Source organism: Amycolatopsis sp. PSD-21, assembly GCF_055561455.1.
The window spans coordinates 1,605,823-1,623,857 of sequence record NZ_CM145712.1 but is presented as its reverse complement, the minus strand read 5'-3'; the positions used below and the strand labels follow the sequence as shown (position 1 = coordinate 1,623,857).

Sequence of the window (18,035 nt, the reverse complement as noted above, 5' to 3'; positions counted from 1 at the left end):
TTTCCTTTCACGCGCCCGGCCGAGGCCGGAGCTTCTCGGCGACGATGGATCCAATCTGGACCAACGCCGCGGGTTGCACCATGTCGTAATGGTTGGTCGGGATCTCGTGGTGTTCGATCGTGCCGCTGGTGAAGTCCTTCCAGCCGGCGACGGCCTCCGACACGGGCAGGTGCGCCGGCCGGTCCTCCGAGGCGACGAACAGCAGGATGTCGCCGTTGAACGGCGACGCCGTGTGCTGCGGCCCCACCTTCCAGAGGTTCTTCATGACCGCTTCCAGCCGCTCCCGGGCGCCGGGGCCCTGGACCATTCCGCCCGCCAGCTCCAGATCCTGCTGTTTCCGTTTCTGGAGGCCGTCTTCGTCGCGCGCGGCCTCTTCGGTCACCGTGCCGGTCGCGTTCCGTCCCATGTAGACGGGGTAGGCGTCGAGCAGTGCGAGCAGGCCGAGTTCTTCCCCGTCGGCTTCGAGCATCGCGGCCATCGCCTGCGCGATCCGGCCGCCGAGCGACCAGCCGAGCAGGTGATACGGCCCGGTCGGCTGCACGGCACGGATATGCGCCAGGTAGTCGGCCGCCATCTCTTCGACGCTCTCGGGCAGCCGTTCGGTCCGCGCGAGGCCGCGGGCCTGCACGCCGTAGACCGGCTGGTTCGCGGGGAGATGCCGCAGCAGCGGCCCGTAGTTCCAGCTGAGCCCGCCGCTCGCGTGCACGCAGAACAGCGGCGGCCGGTCGCCGCCCGCCTGCAGCGGCAACAGGATCTCGTAGTCGCCCGTCTTCACCGAGGTGCTCGTGCGCTTCCGCTCCCCCACCACGATCAGGGTCTTGGCCGGGGTCTTGCGGGCGAGCAGGCCGGTGTTCAGCATCCGGTGTCCCGGCTCGCCGAACGGGCAGGGCTCACCCGTCTTGCCCTCGTCCACCACCGGTCCGGTGACGTAGAGATCACCGACGACGCCGGGGGCGACGGGCCGCTTCTGGCCGTCGAGCACCAGTGCGCCGACCGGGCCCAGCTCCGCGACGACCGAAGGCACTTCGCCCGCCCACCGCGCCGGCGCGATCGCCGGACGGCCGCGTTCGGTCTCGTCGAGGAAGAGGTCCAGCTCGCTGATCCGCCGCTGGGGATCCTCCGCGACCTGCTCCAGGACGTGGACCAGCCGCCGTGCCACCGATTCGGCCGTGGCCTCGTCGAAAAGGTCCGCGGCATAACGAAGAGTGCCTTCGAGACCGTCCTCGTTGTCGTCCTCGTCGAGCCGCTCGGTGAGCTTGAACGCGAGATCCAGTTCCGTGGCCTCGGTTCCGCCGGGTTCGACGCTGGTGCGCAGCGCGGGCAGTTCCGCCGCGTCCCACGCGCCGATGTCCTCCTCGTCGACCTCCAGCCCCACCTGAAACACAGGATGGCGGGACAGCGAGGCCGGCAGGTCCAGCAGGTCGACGATCCGCTCGAATGGCACGTCAAGCTGCTGGCGCGCACCCCGCACGGCCTCCTGCACCCGCGTGACGACCTCGAGGAAGGTCGGATCGCCGGAGAGATCCGTGCGCAGGGCCAGTGGCCGGGTGAACGGCCCGATCATCGGCTCGAGGTCGATGAGATCCTCGTCCCGAGCCAGCTTCGTCCCGATCACCAGGTCTTCGCCCGCGCCGGATTTGCTCAGCAGCATCGCGAGCCCGGCGTGCACGACGTGGATCGTTTCCGCGCCGAGCCGTTCCACCGCTTTGGTCAGCCGTTCGTACGGTTCGGCGCCGAGCCGCAGCGCGACCGTGCCCGCCTTGCGCGACGGGACGGCCGGACGCGGCCGGTCGAACGGCAGCACCGTCTCCCCTTCGATCCCGGTGAGGGTGTCCCGCCAGAAGACGACCTGTTCGTTGATCAGGCTGCCCGGTTCGTCCTCGTCCGCGAGGAGCCGCTGCTCCCAGATCGCGTAGTCGGCGAACTGCAGCGCCAGCGGCGCGCGCTCGGGAACGCGGCCCGAACGCCGTGCGCCGTACGCGGCCGACAGGTCGCGGAAGAACACGTCGAGCGAGTCGTCGTCGGCGAGGATGCGGTGCAGCCGCAGGTGCAGCACGTGTTCCTTTTCCCCCAGCGCGAACAGATCGCAGCGCCACGGCACCTCACGAGTGAGGTCGAAGACCGACGCTCGCAGCCCGGCGAGCAGGACGGGAAGCTCTTCCTCGGTGGCGGGCACCGGGGTCAGCTCGATGGCCGCCGGCTCGTGGACGAGCTGCCGGACGTTCTGCGCGTCTCCGGGGAACGTCGTGCGCAGCACCTCGTGCCGGGTCGCGACGTCGCCGAGCGCGGCCGCCAGCGCGGCCACGTCGAGCCTGCCGCGCAGGCGCAGCGCGACCGAGATCTGCAGTCCGGCGGTCTCCTCACCGGGGTCGGCCAGCAGCCACGCTCGCAGCTGCCGTGCGGTGAGCGGAACCCGCTCGGGCCGCTCGGCGGGCTCCAACGCGGGACGGGACTTCGCGGCGAGCGCCCTGGCGACACCGGCGGGCGTCGGCGAGGAGAACAGCTGCCGGATGGGCAGATCCACGCCGATCACCTCGCGGATCCGCGCGATGAGCCGCATCGCCAGCGCCGAGCTGCCGCCGAGGTCGTGGAAGGCGTCGTCGACACCGACGTTGTCGACGCCGAGGATCTCCGAGAACAGCTCGCAGAGCACCTTTTCGGATTCGCTCTCCGGCGCCTTCTCCGACGCGCGGCCCGCGAGATCCGGGGCGGGCAGCGCCCGGCGGTCGACCTTTCCGTTGGGAGTGACCGGAAGGCCGGGCAGGGCGACGACCGCCATCGGGACCATGTACGCGGGCAGCACGAGACCCATCTGGCGCTTGATCTCCTCCGGTCCGGCGTCGCCGCCGTCGGAGACGAAGTACCCGACCAGCCGCTTCTCGCCCGGCTGGTCCTCGCGCGCCATGACGACGGCCTCGACCACGCCCGGCTGGGCGGCCAGCACGGATTCGACCTCGCCCAGTTCGACGCGGTAACCGCGGATCTTCACCTGGTCGTCGGCGCGTTCGAGGAACACGACCTCGCCGTCGCGGGTCCAGCGCGCCAGGTCGCCGGTGCGGTACATGCGCTCGCCCGGGACGAACGGGCACGCCACGAAGCGCTCGGACGTGAGGCCCGGGCTGTCGAGGTAGCCGCGCGCCAGGCCCGTTCCCGCGATGTACAGCTCGCCCGCCACACCCGGCGCGACCGGCCGCAGGAACGCGTCGAGGATGTAGATCCGGCGGTTCGTCATGGGGTGACCGATGGGCAGTTCCCGGTCGACGACGTCACCGGGTTCGATCGGGAGCCACGTCGCGCACAGGGTGGTCTCGGTCGGCCCGTAGGTGTTGCGCACCCGGAGATTCGGCTGGGCCCGGCGCAGGTTCTCCACGGACTGCGCGGGAACGATGTCACCGCCGGTGCCGATTTCGACCAGGCCGTCGAAACATTCCGGCGACGTCTCCGCGAGCGCGCGGAAGGTACCGGCGGTGAGGTGGACGTAGTTCGCGCCGCGCGCGACGGCCTGCCGCACCCCGGCCGCGTCGAGCACACCCGGCTCGGTGAGCAGGACACGCGCACCCGTCGAGAGCGGCACCCACATCGCGTACAGCGACGGGTCGAAGACGTGCGTCGCGTGCATGAGGACGCCGTCGCCGGGGCCGATCTGCCAGCCCTGATCGCCGGCCAGACCCGCCACGCCGCCGTGCGGGATCCCCACGCCCTTGGGCAGGCCGGTGGAGCCGGAGGTGTACATGACGTACGCCAGATCGTGCGCGCTCGGCCGGAATTCCCGTGCCGTGGCTGCGGAAGCGTCGATGGCGGCCCGCGTTTCCGGTGCGTCGAGGACGATCGTGTCCTTCGGCACGACGCCACTGGTGGCCTGCGTGCACACCACGACCGAGACCGCGGAGTCGTCGAGGATGAACGCGATCCGCTCGGCCGGGTACTCGACATCCACCGGGACGTAGGCGGCGCCCGCCTTCCAGATCGCCAGGAACGCGATGATCAGGTCCGGCGACCGCTCCATCGCCACGCCGACGCGGTCGCCGCGGCCGACACCACGGACAGCGAGATACGCGGCCAGCCGGTTCGAGGCCTGGTCGACGGCGGCGTAGGTCAGGTCCGCGCCCGCGGCGTCGGTGATCGCCACCGCTTCGGGCGCCTCGGTCACCCGCCGCGCGAACAGCTCGACGACGGAGTCGCCCGGCACGGGCCCCTCGGTCGCGTTGAATTCGTTCACCACCAAGGCGCGTTCGGCCTCGCTCAGCAGCGTCAACCGGCCGACGAGGACGTCGGGTTCGGCGACCAGCCGCTCCAGCACGCGGGCGAGCGCGCCGACGACCGATCCGGCGACCTTTTCGTCGAACAGGCCGCGGTCGTAGTCGAGGATGAGCGGCATCTGCTCACCGGGGCCGGTGACCAGGGTGAACGGGTAGTGCGACGAGTTGCGTCCCCGCTTCACCGGACGCAGGGTCAGGCCGCCGTGCGCCTGGCCGAGTCCCTTGCGGGGGAAGTTCTCGTAGATGACGAGCGTGTCGAACACCGCGCCGGGTCCGACCACGGCCTGCACGTCCTGGAGGCCGAGGTGCTGGTGCGCCATGAGCGCGGACTGGTCGCGCTGCAGTTCGGCGAAGAGGTCGACGGCCCGCTTCGCGCCGTCGAGCCGGACCCGCACCGGCAGGGTGTTGAGCAGCTGGCCGACCATCGACTCGACACCCGCCAATTCGGCGGGACGGCCCGAAGCGGTCGCGCCGAACACGACGTCGGTGCGGCCGGCGAGCTGCGACAGCACGACGGCCCACGCGCCCTGCACGACGGTGTTCAGCGTGAGGTCGTGGCCGCGCGCGAAATTCGCCAGCCCGTCGGTGAGTTCCGTGGACAGCTCGACGATCTCGGTGTCGATCTCCGGCACCCGGCCGGTATCGGCGGGCGCGACCGCGGTGGGCGTGTCGATCCCGGCGAACTCCTCGCGCCAGGCCGCGCGGGCGATCTCCTTGTCCTGCTTGCCGAGCCAGGCGAGATAGTCCCGATAGGACACTGTGGGCGGCAGCCCGGACGCGTCCCCGCCCGCGGCGTAGATCGCGGCGAGTTCGCGGTGGATGATCGGCATCGACCAGCCGTCGGTCAGCACGTGGTGCAGCGTGTGCACCAGCCGGTGGCGGTCCGGGCCGAGCCGGATCAGGTGCAGCTTCATCAGCGGCGCCACCTCGATGCGGAGCCGCTCGGCCAGCTCGTCCGCGGCCAGCCGGTCCACTTCGCTTTCGAGGATCTCCTCCGGCAGCCCGGTGAGATCCGTTTCGCGCCAAGGGATCTGCGCGTCCCGCGTGATGACCTGCACCATCTGCGCACCGCTGACGTAACGGAAACAGGCCCGCAGCGCGGCGTGCCGGTCGACGAGTGCCTGCCACGACGCCCGCAGCAGCGCGGCGTCGAGCGGGCCGTCGATGCCGTAGACGGTCTGCACGGTGTAGGTGTCGGGCCCGTCGTCGTCGAGCGCGGTGTGGTAGAGCATTCCCTCCTGCAGCGGGGAAAGAGGCCAGACGTCCTCCACGCTGGAACGCGGTTTCGCGCGAGTGTCGTCAACGGTCACGATCTGCTCCTTGGTGAAGTGGGTGAGTGAACTCGCGTTCGCGATGGGGGTCGTGAGTGGCGTTTCGGGTTAGAACCCGAAACGCCACTCACGACAACCCGGCCTCAAGCTGTTCCAACTGGTCAGCGGAAAGCGCCACAAGGGATCCCCCTGCGGACTCCGGCTCCGGGGTGGCCTCGCCTTCGGGCGGGATCTCCTTGACGAGCGTCGCCAGCCGTTCCGGTGTCTTCTCTTCGAACACCTGCCACGGGCTCAGTTCCAGCCCTTCGCGGCGGGCGCGGGCCGACAGCTGCATCGAGATGATCGAGTCGCCGCCGAGTTCGAAGAAGCTGTCGTCGGGCCCGACCTGCTCCAGGCCGAGCACCTCCGCGAACAGCTCACACAGCTTCGCCTCCATTGCCGTACGCGGGTCGCGGCCGGAGGACAGGCCGGAGAAGTCGGGTGCCTGGAGCGCCCGGTGGTCGAGCTTGCCGTTCGGGGTGAGCGGCATCTTCTCCAGCGCCACGAACGCCGCGGGCATCATGTACTCCGGCAGCCGGGCGGCCGCCATCTCGCGCAGCACCGACGTGAGCGAAACATCGGCCTCGTCCGCGGGCACGACGTACGCCACCAGCCGTTTGTCGCCCGGCCCGTCCCGGTGGACGGCGACCGCGACCTGCGCGACGCCCGGATGTCCGGCCAGCACGTTCTCGATCTCCGCGGGTTCGACCCGGTAGCCGCGCACCTTGACCTGCGCGTCGACGCGGCCGACGAAGATCAGCTCGCCGTCGGGATCCCAGCGGAACCGGTCGCCGGAGCGGTACATACGCTCGCCCGGCGTGAACGGGTCGGCGACGAACCGTTCAGACGTCAGACCCGGCCGTCCGAGATACCCGCGGGCGAGTCCGGCACCCGCGATGTACAGCTCACCCGCGACCCCCGGCGGCACCGGCTGCAGGTACGCGTCGAGGATGTAGTGCTTCACGTTCCGGATCGGGCCGCCGAGCGGGACGACCTCGTGTCCCGGCGACAACGGGGCGCTCATGGTCGAGCAGATCGTCGTTTCGGTGGGGCCGTACGCGTTGATGAACCGGCGCCCCGGCGACCAGCGGTCGACCAGCGCGGGCGTGCACACCTCGCCGCCGGTCAGCACGCCGCGCAGCGTGTCCGGCAGATCCTCCTCCACCGCCAGCACACTCGGCGACACCGTGAGATGCGTGATCCCCCACTGCCGCAGCGCGTCGCCGAGGGTCACCCGCGGCGGCATGCTCTCCGCGTCGGCCAGCACCAGGGTCGCACCGGCCAGCAAGGACATGTACAGCTCCGAAACGATGGCGTCGAAGCCGATCGCGGACAACTGCAGCACCCGCGACGACGCCGTCACACCGAGGCGTTCGATATGCGCGGTCGCCAAGTTCCCCAGCCCGGAGTGAGTGACCTGGACGCCCTTCGGCACCCCTGTCGACCCGGACGTGTAGATCACGTACGCCGCGTCGGTCGTCTTCACCGACGGCAGCACGACCGACGGATCCGCGGCGGGAAGTTCGTCCAGCAGCAGGATCTCGCCGTCGAACGTCTCCGGAACGACCGCCCGGGTGGCCGACGTGCAGACCAGCACCTGCGGCGCCGAACTGGTCAGCATCAGCTCGATCCGCTCGGCCGGATAGTCCGGGTCGACCGGGACGAACGCCCCGCCGGCGAACGTCACGCCCATCATGGTCACGACGAGTTCGGCCGACCGTTCGACCAGCACCCCGACCCGGGACTCCCGCCGGACACCGAGTCCGACGAGCAACCGCGCCAGCGTCTCGACCTCGCCGAGCAGTTCGCCGTAGGTGAGGGTCCGCTTCGCGTCCTCGATCGCCACCGCGTCGCGCGACCGCTCCACCTGACGGCGGAACAGCACCGGCAGCGCCTCGGCCTCGAACGGCACCGCGGTCCGGTTCCACTCCTCGATCACCAGACGGCGCTGCTCGGGCCCGATCAGGGCGACCCGGCCGACGGGGATCCGCGGTTCGGTCACCACCTGGTCAAGCGCCCGGATGATCGAGGCGACGATCTCCTCGATCCGCGTCCGGTCGAAAACGTCCGGCCGGTAGATGACCTCGCCGTGCACGCCGCCGCCTTCGGAAGCGCGGATCGACAACGGATAGTGCCCGGTGTCGTCCGGGATCCCCGCCGGGCGCAGGGCGAGGACGTCGGGATCGTCGGACGGCGGGGGCGGCGGCGGGTAGTTCTCGAACACCACGATCGTGTCGAAGGCCGCGCCGGGGCCGGCGAGCTGGTTGATCTCGGTCAGCCCGACGTGCTGGTGCGGCATCAGCGCGACCTGGCGTGCCTGCAGATCCGCCAGCATCTCCAGGAACGGCTGGGCGCCGGTGAGCCGCGCCCGGACCGGCAGCATGTTCATGAACAGGCCGACCGCGGATTCGACCCCGGGGATCTCGACCGGCCGTCCGGCCACCGTGGTCCCGAAGACGACGTCGTCCCGTCCGGTCAGCCTGGCCAGCAGAAGTGCCCACACGCCTTGGAAAAGCGTGTTCGTCGTGACGCCGTGGCGCCGGGTGAACTCCATCAGGCGCCCGCTGAGGTCGTCATCGAGTTCGAAGCGGACGCGATCCGGCTCGATGGGCACGGCGATCGTGTCCGGCGGCACCACGTGGGTCGCCTCGTCGAGCCCGGCCAGCTCCGTCCGCCACGCTTCCTTGGCCGCCGCCTTGTCCTGGCGGGAAAGCCAGGCGAGGTACTCGCGGTACGACGTCGGCGTGGGCAGCTGCCGGTCATCTTCGTACGCCGCCATCACCTCGCCGAGGAAGACCGGAAGCGACCAGCCGTCGGCCGAGATGTGGTGCGACCTGAGCACCAGCCGGTGCCTGCGATCGCCGAACCGCACCAGATGCAGGTGCAGCAGCGGCGCCTTCGCCAGGTCGAACCGCTCGGCGTGCGATGCCGCCGCGAGCCGCTCGAATTCCGCCAGCGCCTCGTCCTCGGGCAGGTGGGACAGGTCGGTTTCCTGCCACGGCACCGGAACATCGCGGACGACGGCCTGGACCGCGGTCCCCGAGCCGAGGCGGTGGAAACCCGCCCGCAGCGCGGGATGCCGGTCGAGCAGGGTCTGCCACGCCGCGCGGAACCGGGCGACGTCCAGCGGCCCGTCGAGGATGATGTCGCGGATACCGGCGTAGACGTCCGGCCCGCGCTCGTCGACCGCGTGGAACAGCAACCCTTCCTGCAGCGGGGAAAGCGGCCAGATGTCGTCCAGGCTCGGTACGAGGGCCTCGACGTCCGTCACTTCTTGCTGGGTCAGCGTGATGAGCGGGAAGTCCGACGGCGTGTGCCCGCCCGCGCCGCCCTCGGTGTGGCGAGCGAGCCCGGTCAGCATGTCGAGCCACACCTGGCCGAGCGACTCCGCGTCGGCCTCCGTGAGCAGGCGTTCCGCCCAGGTCAGAGTCAGCGTGAACTCCCCGTCGAGCACGACGGCGTCGATCTCGACGGCGTGCCGCAGTGGCAGGTCGTCCTCCGCCGTGCCGCCGATGGTCCCGGCCAGCTGCCAGGGTTCCGCGTCGCCTTCGGGCCGGGCCGAGAACCGCCCGAGGTAGTTGAAGCCGATCTCCGGCGACGGCAGCGCCGCCAGCGCCTTCCCGGTCTCCGCGTCGAGATACCGCAGCATCCCGTAGCCGAGCCCGCCGTCCGGCACCGCTCGCACGTTTTCCTTGACCTGCTTCAGCAACTTGCCGGGCGTGTCCGCCCCGGCGGTGTCCAACCTCAACGGATGGACGTCGGTGAACCAGCCGAGCGTCCGCGACAGGTCCATCCCGTCGAGCGGCTGACGGCCGTGACCTTCCACGTCCACCACGACGGCGGTGCCGCCACGCCACCGGGTGACCGCGCCGGCGAGGGTCGCCAGCAGTACCTCGTGGACGCCGCAGTGGAAGGCCGTGGTGGTCTTCTCGACGAGCACGCTCGCGCGATCCCTCGGCAGGGTCCACGACTTGCGCCCCGAAGTCGCGATGGTGTCGCGCCGAGGATCGAGTTCGCCGACCCGAGCCTGCGCGCCGTCGAGGATTTCCGTCCACAACTCCAGTTCCCCGGTCCGCGACGCCGCCTGATCGGCCACCGTCCGCGCCCAGCGCCGGAACGAAACGGGTGGTGGGGCGAGCACCGGTTCCTCGCACGCCGCTTGCAGATCGGCCAGCAGGACACGCCACGACACCACGTCGACCGCGAGGTGATGGGCGGCCAGCACGAGCCGTCCCTCGGAGCCGGCATCCACCCAAACGGCCTGGAGCATCACGCCCGCGACGGGGTCAAGCCGTCCGGCGGCCTCGTGCGCGTGGCGCTCCGCGATTTCGTCGAGGTCACCGGCTCCGGCCTCGACCCGCTGGAGCAGCGCCGCCGCGTCGACGGATCCGCGTTCGGCCACGACCAGGCGGGAATCGATCACCTGGCTCCGCAGCAGGTCGTGGGTGTCGATCACCGCACGCAGACCGGCCGTCAGCACCTCGAGAGAAAGGTCGCCGGGCACGCTCGCCGTCACCCACTGCGCCAGCGCGCCCCGCGACATCGCGCCGGGATCGCGTTCGAGCAGCGCCCGCACGACCGGCGTCCACGGCACCTCGCCGACACCGTCGACGACCTCGGCCTCCTGCACGCCGCGCTCGGCGACCGCCGCGATCCCCGCGGGGGTCTTCTGCTCGAAGACCTGCTTGGCACCGAAGACGAAGTCCTCGCGCCGGGCGCGGGCGGCCAGCCGCATCGAGAGGATCGAGTCGCCGCCCAGTTCGAAGAAGCTGTCGTCCGCGCCGACCCGGTCCAGGCCGAGGATCTCGGCGAAGAGATCGGTCATGACGCGTTCGGCCTCGGTCCGCGGTTCGCGGCCTGCCGGTTTCCCGGCGAATTCGGGGGCGGGCAGGGCGGCGCGGTCGATCTTTCCGTTGAGGGTCAACGGGAAGGTGTCCAGCACCAGCACCACCGCGGGCACCATGAACTCCGGCAACCGCTCCGCGAGCCGGGTGCGGATCGCTTCGGATTCCAGTCCCGGTTCCGCGGTGACGTAGGCGATCAGCCGCTTCTCGCCGGGACGTTCCTCCCGCGCCACCACGACGGCCTGCGAGACGTCGGGCAGCGCGGTCAGCGCCGCCTCGATCTCGCCCGGTTCGACGCGGTAGCCCCGGATCTTCACCTGGGAGTCGGCCCGGCCGCCGAACAGCAGCTCGCCGTCGTCGGTCCAGCGCGCGAGGTCGCCCGTGCGGTACATGCGCTCACCGGCGGCGAACGGGTTCGCGACGAAGCGCTGCGCCGTCGCGGTCGGAGCGCCCAGATAACCGTGCGCCAGACCGGCACCGGCGAGGTACAGCTCGCCGGTCACGCCCGGCGCCACCGGCTGCAGGAACGCGTCGAGCACGTACGCCTGCCTGCCGGCCAGGGGTCCGCCGATCGGCAGGACACTGCCTGTCTCGGCGCCGGGCTCGAGGACGAGCCAGGTGGCGCACAGCGTGATTTCGGTGGGGCCGTACAGCTGCCGGAACCGGACGTCCGGGCAGGCGCGGCGCATCCGCTCGACGGAGGCGAGCGGCACCGCGTCGCCGCCGGTCAGGATTTCCCGCAGCCCGGTGAAGGATTCCGGCGCTTCCTCGGCCACCACGCGGAAAGTCCCGGCGGTCAGGTGGATGGTGGTGACACCGCGTTCGACCGCTTCCCGCACCCGCTGCGCGTCGACCGCGCCCGGTTCCGCGACCACGACGGCGGCCCCGCTCACCAGCGGCACCCAGATCTCGACCAGCGACGCGTCGAACGCGTGGGAAGCGTGCAGCAGCACGCGATCTCCTGGCCCCTGCGACCAGCCCGGGTCGCCCGCGAGCGCCGCGACACTGCCGTGCGGCACCGAAACACCCTTCGGCACGCCGGTCGATCCCGACGTGTACATCACGTAAGCCGTGTCGTGCGCGCCGACGATGACCGGCGGCGCCGCGTGCTTCGTCGCGCCCATGACCACCGGCTCGACGCCGTCCGGCACCGAATCACGGCTAGCCGCCACGCAGATCGCCAGCACCGCACCGGAATCGGCCAGCATCCGCTCGATCCGCTCGGCGGGGTAGTCCACGTTCACCGGAACCTGCGCCGCACCGGCCTTCCAGACCGCGAGCAGGGCGACGATCAGATCCGCGCCGCGCTCCATCACGACGCCGACGCGGTCCCCGCGACGGACTCCGCGCGCGGCCAGGCCTCCGGCCAGCCCATCGGATTCACGGTCGAGTTCGGCGTAGGACAGCGTGCGATCCCCGTCGACGACCGCCACCGCTTCGGGGGATTCCGCGGCCCGCCGCCGGAACAGCTCCGGCACCGTGACACCCGTCGTCGCCTCGCCTGTCGCGTTCCACCGCTCCACCACGGACACGCGTGCCGGTTCGCTGGTCACACCGAGGCGGCCCACGGGAAGCGAGGCCTCCGCAGACACGCGCTCCAGCACCCGAACGACCTGCCTGGCGACCTCGGCCGCGGTCCCGGCGTCGATCCGGTCGGGCCGGTAGGCCACGCGGATCAGCAGGCTCTTGCCGGGCGAAACGCTCATGGTCAGCGGATAACCGGTGCCGGTCCGGGTCTCGACAGCGCTGATCGCGACCCCGCCGTCGTCGCCGAGACCGTCGGCGTCGTGCGGATAGTTCTCGATCATCACGATGGTGTCGAAGACCGCGCCCGAGCCCGCCGCGCGCTGCACCTGCGACAGCCCCAGGTACTGGTGCTCGGACAACGCGGACTGCCGGGCCTGCAGATCCTGGAGCATTTCCAGCACCGGCAGATCCCCGTCGAGACGCACGCGGACCGGGACGGTGTTGATGAACATCCCCACCATCTGTTCCACGTCCGGCACGTCCGCCGGACGCCCGGAGACGACCGTCCCGAACACGACGTCCGTCCGGCCGGCCAGCCGCGACAGCACCAGCGCCCACGCGCCCTGGACGATCGTGCTCAGCGTCAGGCCGTGACCGCGGGCGAAACCGGTGAGCGCCCGCGTCGCGGCCTCGGGCAGCAGTTCGGCGTGCTCTCCCGGCACGACCATCGCCTTGTCCGCGTCGGCGTCCACGACGGTCGGCTCGTCTGAACCGGCGAGTTCGGCCCGCCACGCCGCCTGCGTCGCCTGCTCGTCCTGGCGGCTCAACCACGTCAGGTAGTCCCGATAGGACGGTGACTTCGACGGCGCCTGCCCGCCCGCGTACGCGATCGACACCTCACCCAGGACGAGCGGCGTGGACCAGCCGTCCAGGAGAACGTGGTGCGACGTCAGCACGAACCGGTGCCGCACCGGGCTCAGCTTGATCAGCATCAGCCGCAGCAGCGGCGCCTTGGTCACGTCGAAGCGCTCCGCCTGGTCTTCGGCGAGCAGGCGTTCGATCTCCGCGGCCGCGTCGGCTTCCCCGACGTGCGACAGATCGACCGTGCGCCAAGGGATTTCCGCTTCGGCGGCGACGACCTGCACCGGCTCGCCGGAAGCCAGCTGGTGGAAACCGGTCCGCAGCGTCTCGTGCCGGGCGACCACCTGGTTCCACGCGGCGCGCAGCCGCTCGGCGTCGAGCGGCCCGTCGAGGTGGAGGATCCGCTGGCTCTGGTAGACGTCGACGCCGTCGTCGGCGACGGCCCGCTCGAAGAGCATGCCTTCCTGGAGCGGCGAAAGCGGCCAGATGTCGGTCAGCCCCGGGGTCGCGGCTTCCAGCTCGGTCACGTCCTGCTGCGCCAGCTCGACGAGCGCGAAGTCGGACGGCGTGTGCCCGCCGGCGGCGGCATCCGCGGCGAGCGCGTTCAGCGTCGCCAGCCAGGCCTCCCCGAGACGTTCCACCGTGGAGGGGTCGACGTCCCGGCCGTCGATGGCCAGCCCCAGCCGGGGCCCGTCCGGCGTGTCCTGGACCTCCGCACCGACCTCCACGGGGTGGGCCAGGATCATGTCCGGGCCACCACCGAGCGGCCCTTCACCCGCCGGCTGCCACGCCGGGTCCTTGGCGGAAAGGCTTGTCCGGCCGAGGTAGTTGAAGCCGATCTGCGCGGACGGCAGCTCCGCGAGCCGGGCGCCGGTGTCGGGGTTGAGGTACCGCAGGAGCCCGTAGCCGAGCCCGTCGCCGGGAACCGCACGGATCTGTTCCTTGGCGGTCTTCAGCAAGTCCCCCGCGGTGACGTCGAAGCGGACCGGGTGCACGCTGGTGAACCAGCCCACGGTGCGCAGCAGGTCTTCGCCGTCGGCGGCCTCGCGGCCGTGGCCTTCGACGTCCACGAGCACCGCGCCGCCGGTTCCACGCAGCGCGCCCGCGAGACCCGCCAGCAGGACTTCCTGGATCCCGCAGTGGAAGGCGCCCGGCAGCCGGGTCAACAGGTCGTTCGCCGCGTCGCCGGACACCGTCGCGGACCACGAGTGCGTCTTGCCCGGGCTCGGTTCCACGGCCGGTTCCGCGCCGTCGAGGAGGGCGATCCAGCGTTCCGTTTCGGCCACGGTGCGCTCGTCGCGCGCCTGGTCGGCCAGCCGCCGCGCCCACTGCCGGAAGGGCGTCGCCACGGGTTCGAGCGCCGCGCCTTCGTAGGCCGAGCGCAGATCGGGCAGCAGGATCCCCCACGAGACCGCGTCGACGGCCAGGTGATGCGCCACCAGCGCGAGCCGTCCCTCCCCGGTGTCAGGAGAGTCGATCCACACCACGCGCAGCATCGCCCCGGCCGCCGGGTCCAGCGTGGCCGTCGCCGTCCGGACCTCGCGTTCGGCGGTCTCGTCCAGGTTCTCCGCGACCACCCGTGTCACCAGGGCGGCCGCGTCGACCGCACCAGGCTCGGGCACGATCAGCCGTCCCGATTCCACCCGCGCCCGCAGCAAATCGTGCGTGTCCAGCAGCGCCTGCACGGCCTTGACCAGGGTGTTCTTGTCGAAATGCGCAGGGGTGACGATCACCCGTGCCTGCGCGAAGCCGGGGCGCACGGCGTTCTCGCCGAGGGCGAGCATCACCGGCGTCATCGGGATCTCGCCGACCCCTGACTCCACTGTGGACGGTGTCGCGGTTTCCTTGGCCAGCGCCGCCAGCCGCTCGGGCGTCCGGTGCTCGAACACCAGCCGCGGCGTCAGGGAGATCCCCTCCCGCCGGGCGCGGGCGGCCACCTGCATCGACGAGATCGAGTCGCCGCCCAGCTCGAAGAAGCTGTCCTCGACGCCGACCCGCTCCAGCCCCAGGACGTCCGCGAATACTCCACAAAGGACTCGCTCGTCCTCGGTCGCGGGTTCGCGGCCCGCCGCCTTCGAGGAGAAGTCCGGCTCGGGGAGCGTCTGCCGGTCCACCTTGCCGTTGACGGTCAGCGGAAGTTCGTCCAGCACCAGGATCGCGGCCGGGATCATGAACTCGGGCAGCGTCTCGGCGAGTCGCCCGCTCAGGCGCGCCGGGTCGAGATCCTGCCCCGCTTCGGGGACGGCGTACCCGATCAGCTGCTCACCACGGGCGATCACCACGGCCTGGGCGACCCCGGGCAGGCGGCCGAGCGCGACCTCGATCTCCCCGGGCTCCACCCGGTAGCCGCGGATCTTCACCTGGTCGTCGGCGCGGCCGGCGAACGCCAGCGTGCCGTTCTCCGTCCAGGACGCGAGGTCCCCGGTGCGGTACATACGCCCGCCGGGCACGAACGGATCCGCGACGAAGCGCTCGGCCGTCAGCGTCGAACGGCCCAGATAGCCTTGCGCCACACCGGCTCCGGCGACGTACAGCTCACCCGGCAGCCCCGCGGGCACGGGCCGCAGGAACGCGTCGAGCACGTAGACCCGCCGCCCCGCGAGCGGACGGCCGATCGGCAGCACCGATCCCATCTCGTCACCGGGTTCGAGCACCCACCACGTCGCGCACAGCGTGGCCTCGGTCGGCCCGTAGAGATGCCGCACCCGTACGTCCGGGCAGGTCCGCCGCACCCGCTCGACCGCCGCCGGCGGCACCGCGTCACCACCGGTCAGCACCTCGCGAAGCCCGGCGACCGACTCCGGTGCCTCCTCCGCCAGCACCCGGAAACTCCCGGCCGTCAGGTGGGCCGCCGTGACGCCGTCCGCCACGTAGCTCGCCAGCGCCGCGCCGTCCACCGCACCCGATCCGGCGAGCACCACCCGGGCGCCCGAGACCAGCGGCACCCACAGCTCGAACAGGGAGATGTCGAAAGCGTGCGAGGCGTGCATGAGCACCGCGTCGCCGGGGCCGACGTCCCAGCCCGGTTCGCCGACCAGCGCCGCGACGTTGCCGTGCGACACCGCGACACCCTTGGGCATGCCCGTCGAGCCCGACGTGTACATCACGTACGCGACATCGTCCGCCGTGGCGCCGATCGACAGCCGGGCGGACTCCGCGACCGCCCGCCGGGTCTCGGGATCGTCGAGGACGATCGGTGCGAGACCGCCGTCCAGGACGGCGTCCCGGTGCGCTTCCGTGCACACGACCGCCGACGGCTCGGCGTCCGCCAGCATGAACTTCACGCGTTCCGCCGGGTACGCGGGGTCCAGCGGGATGTACGCCGCGCCCGCCTTCCACACCGCGAGCAGGGTCGCGATCAGCTCGGGCGACCGGTCCATCACGACGGCGACCCGGTCGCCGCGCCGGACTCCCTTGCCGCTCAAGTACCCCGCGAGCCGTTCGGCCCGCTCGGCCAGCTCGCCGTACGTCAGCGTTTCGTCGCCGGCGACGACGGCGACCGCGCTTTCGTCCTGACGCGAGAACAGATCCGGTGCCAGAACGTTCGGTTCGGCCTCGGCCGACACACCCCACCGGACGACCGCTTCGCGCTCGGCCGCGGTGGTGACGTCGATGTCGGCGACGGTGAGGTCACGCGACAGCTGGCGCAGCACGCCGGTGAACCGCTCGACGATGTTTCGCGCGGCGGCCTCGTCGAACAGGTCCGTGAGGTAGTCGAGTTTGACGAGCATCGACTCACCGGGGACCGCGACCAGCGTCAGCGGGTAGTGCGCCGCCTCCTGGCCCTGATTCACGCGAATGCCGAAGGGCGCGGCGGAATCCGGCCCGCCGAGCTCGCGCGGGAAGTTCTCGAAGACGATCATGGTGTCGAAGCTCGCGCCGGGTCCGGCGGCCTGCTGGATGTCCGCGAGCCCCACGAACTGGTCGGGGATCAGCGCCGACTGCCGTCTTTGCAGCTCCGCCAGCATCTCGACGACCGGCGCCGAACCGCGAAGCCGCGCGCGCACCGGGACGGTGTTGAGGAACAGCCCCACCATTCCTTCCACGCCGGGCAGATCCGGCGGGCGCGCCGAAACGACCGCGCCGAACACGACGTCCGTGCGTCCGGTCAGTTGCGCGAGCACCATCGCCCACGCGCCCTGCACGACCGTGTTGAGCGTCAATCCGTTGCCGCGGGCCAGGTCCTCCAGCGAGCGCGTGAGCTCCGAGGGCAGCTCGACCGTGACGCTCTCGGGCACGCCTGGCGCGCGTCCCGGATCGGCGGGCGCCACCAGGGTCTGCGCTTCGAGGTCACCGAGTTCGTTCGTCCAGGCCGCGAGCGCCTTCGTCTTGTCCTGACGGCTCAGCCACGCGAGATATTCGCGGTACGGCGTCACTTCCGGCAGCTCCGCCGCCGCGTACAGCGCCGACAGCTCGTCGAACACGATGGGCAGCGACCAGGCGTCCATGATCGCGTGATGGCAGGTGACCACGAGGCGGTGGCTGTCGTCGCCGAGCCGGATCAACGTCAGCCGCAGCAACGGCGCCGTCGCGAGGTCGAACCGCTTCGTCCGGTCCTCCTCGGCCAGCTCCCGTACGGCCGCATCGGGGTTTTCGAGGTGGGACAGGTCGATTTCGCGCCAAGGCAGTTCCACCTGCCGGGCGATGATCTGCACCGTCTCGCCGGTTTTGCGCTGCCGGAAGCAGGCGCGCAGCGACGCGTGCCGCGCCAGCAACGCCTCCCACGCCGCGCGCAGCCTCGCCGCGTCCACAGGGCCGTCGAGCTCCAGGACCCAGTGTCCGATGTAGACGTCGAGCCCGTCACCGTCGTAGACCGCGTGGAAGACCAGCCCTGCCTGCAACGGCGACAGCGGCCAGATGTCCTCGATCCGCGACTGAGCCATCAATATCTCCCTCGATCAGCGAAGTTCTTCGGCGAATCCCGTCCTGCGCGAAGTCGAGGCGCCGACGTCGAATGCGGCATGTCCCCCCACCGAATCGTCGCCCGAAGGGCCGACCCGGACAACATGTCCAACGGGCCCCGTTTCCCTCTCGTGAACGCGGGGGTGTGTGGAAACAGGGACGTTGAGTGTCCCTATTTCCACACACTTCCTACTGAACGTCACCGCACCCAGGGACGCCAGGAGCGAGGGGGACTTTCCCCGCGTCCGATGCGGCGAAAGTCCCCTTCACGCCAGCTCACCTCAGGCCGGGGTGTTGCGAAAGCCACTTTCGCAACCTTCAACGTTCCGAAAGTGGCTTTCGCAACCCCTCACCTGGCCGGCCCCGCGTCGCGAAAGCCACTTTCGCGACGC

General features: G+C 71.1%; 2 protein-coding genes. Both read right to left on the bottom strand.

Annotated features, from left to right (window positions below):
* Nucleotides 1–7: 7 nt before the first annotated feature.
* Nucleotides 8–5,569, bottom strand: coding sequence for an amino acid adenylation domain-containing protein (locus tag ACZ1DY_RS08010; protein ID WP_465484025.1), 5,562 nt, complete (start codon nt 5,567–5,569; stop codon nt 8–10).
* Between the two features lie 88 nt (nt 5,570–5,657).
* Nucleotides 5,658–17,624: a non-ribosomal peptide synthetase gene (locus ACZ1DY_RS08005; protein ID WP_465484024.1), complete on the bottom strand. Its 11,967-nt coding sequence runs from the start codon at nt 17,622–17,624 to the stop codon at nt 5,658–5,660.
* Nucleotides 17,625–18,035 lie beyond the last annotated feature (411 nt).

What these genes read in the sequence shown, in the direction of transcription:
- ACZ1DY_RS08005 (WP_465484024.1), bottom strand. Translation starts at nt 17,624, where the DNA reads ATGGCTCAGTCGCGGATCGAGGACATCTGGCCGCTGTCGCCGTTGCAG.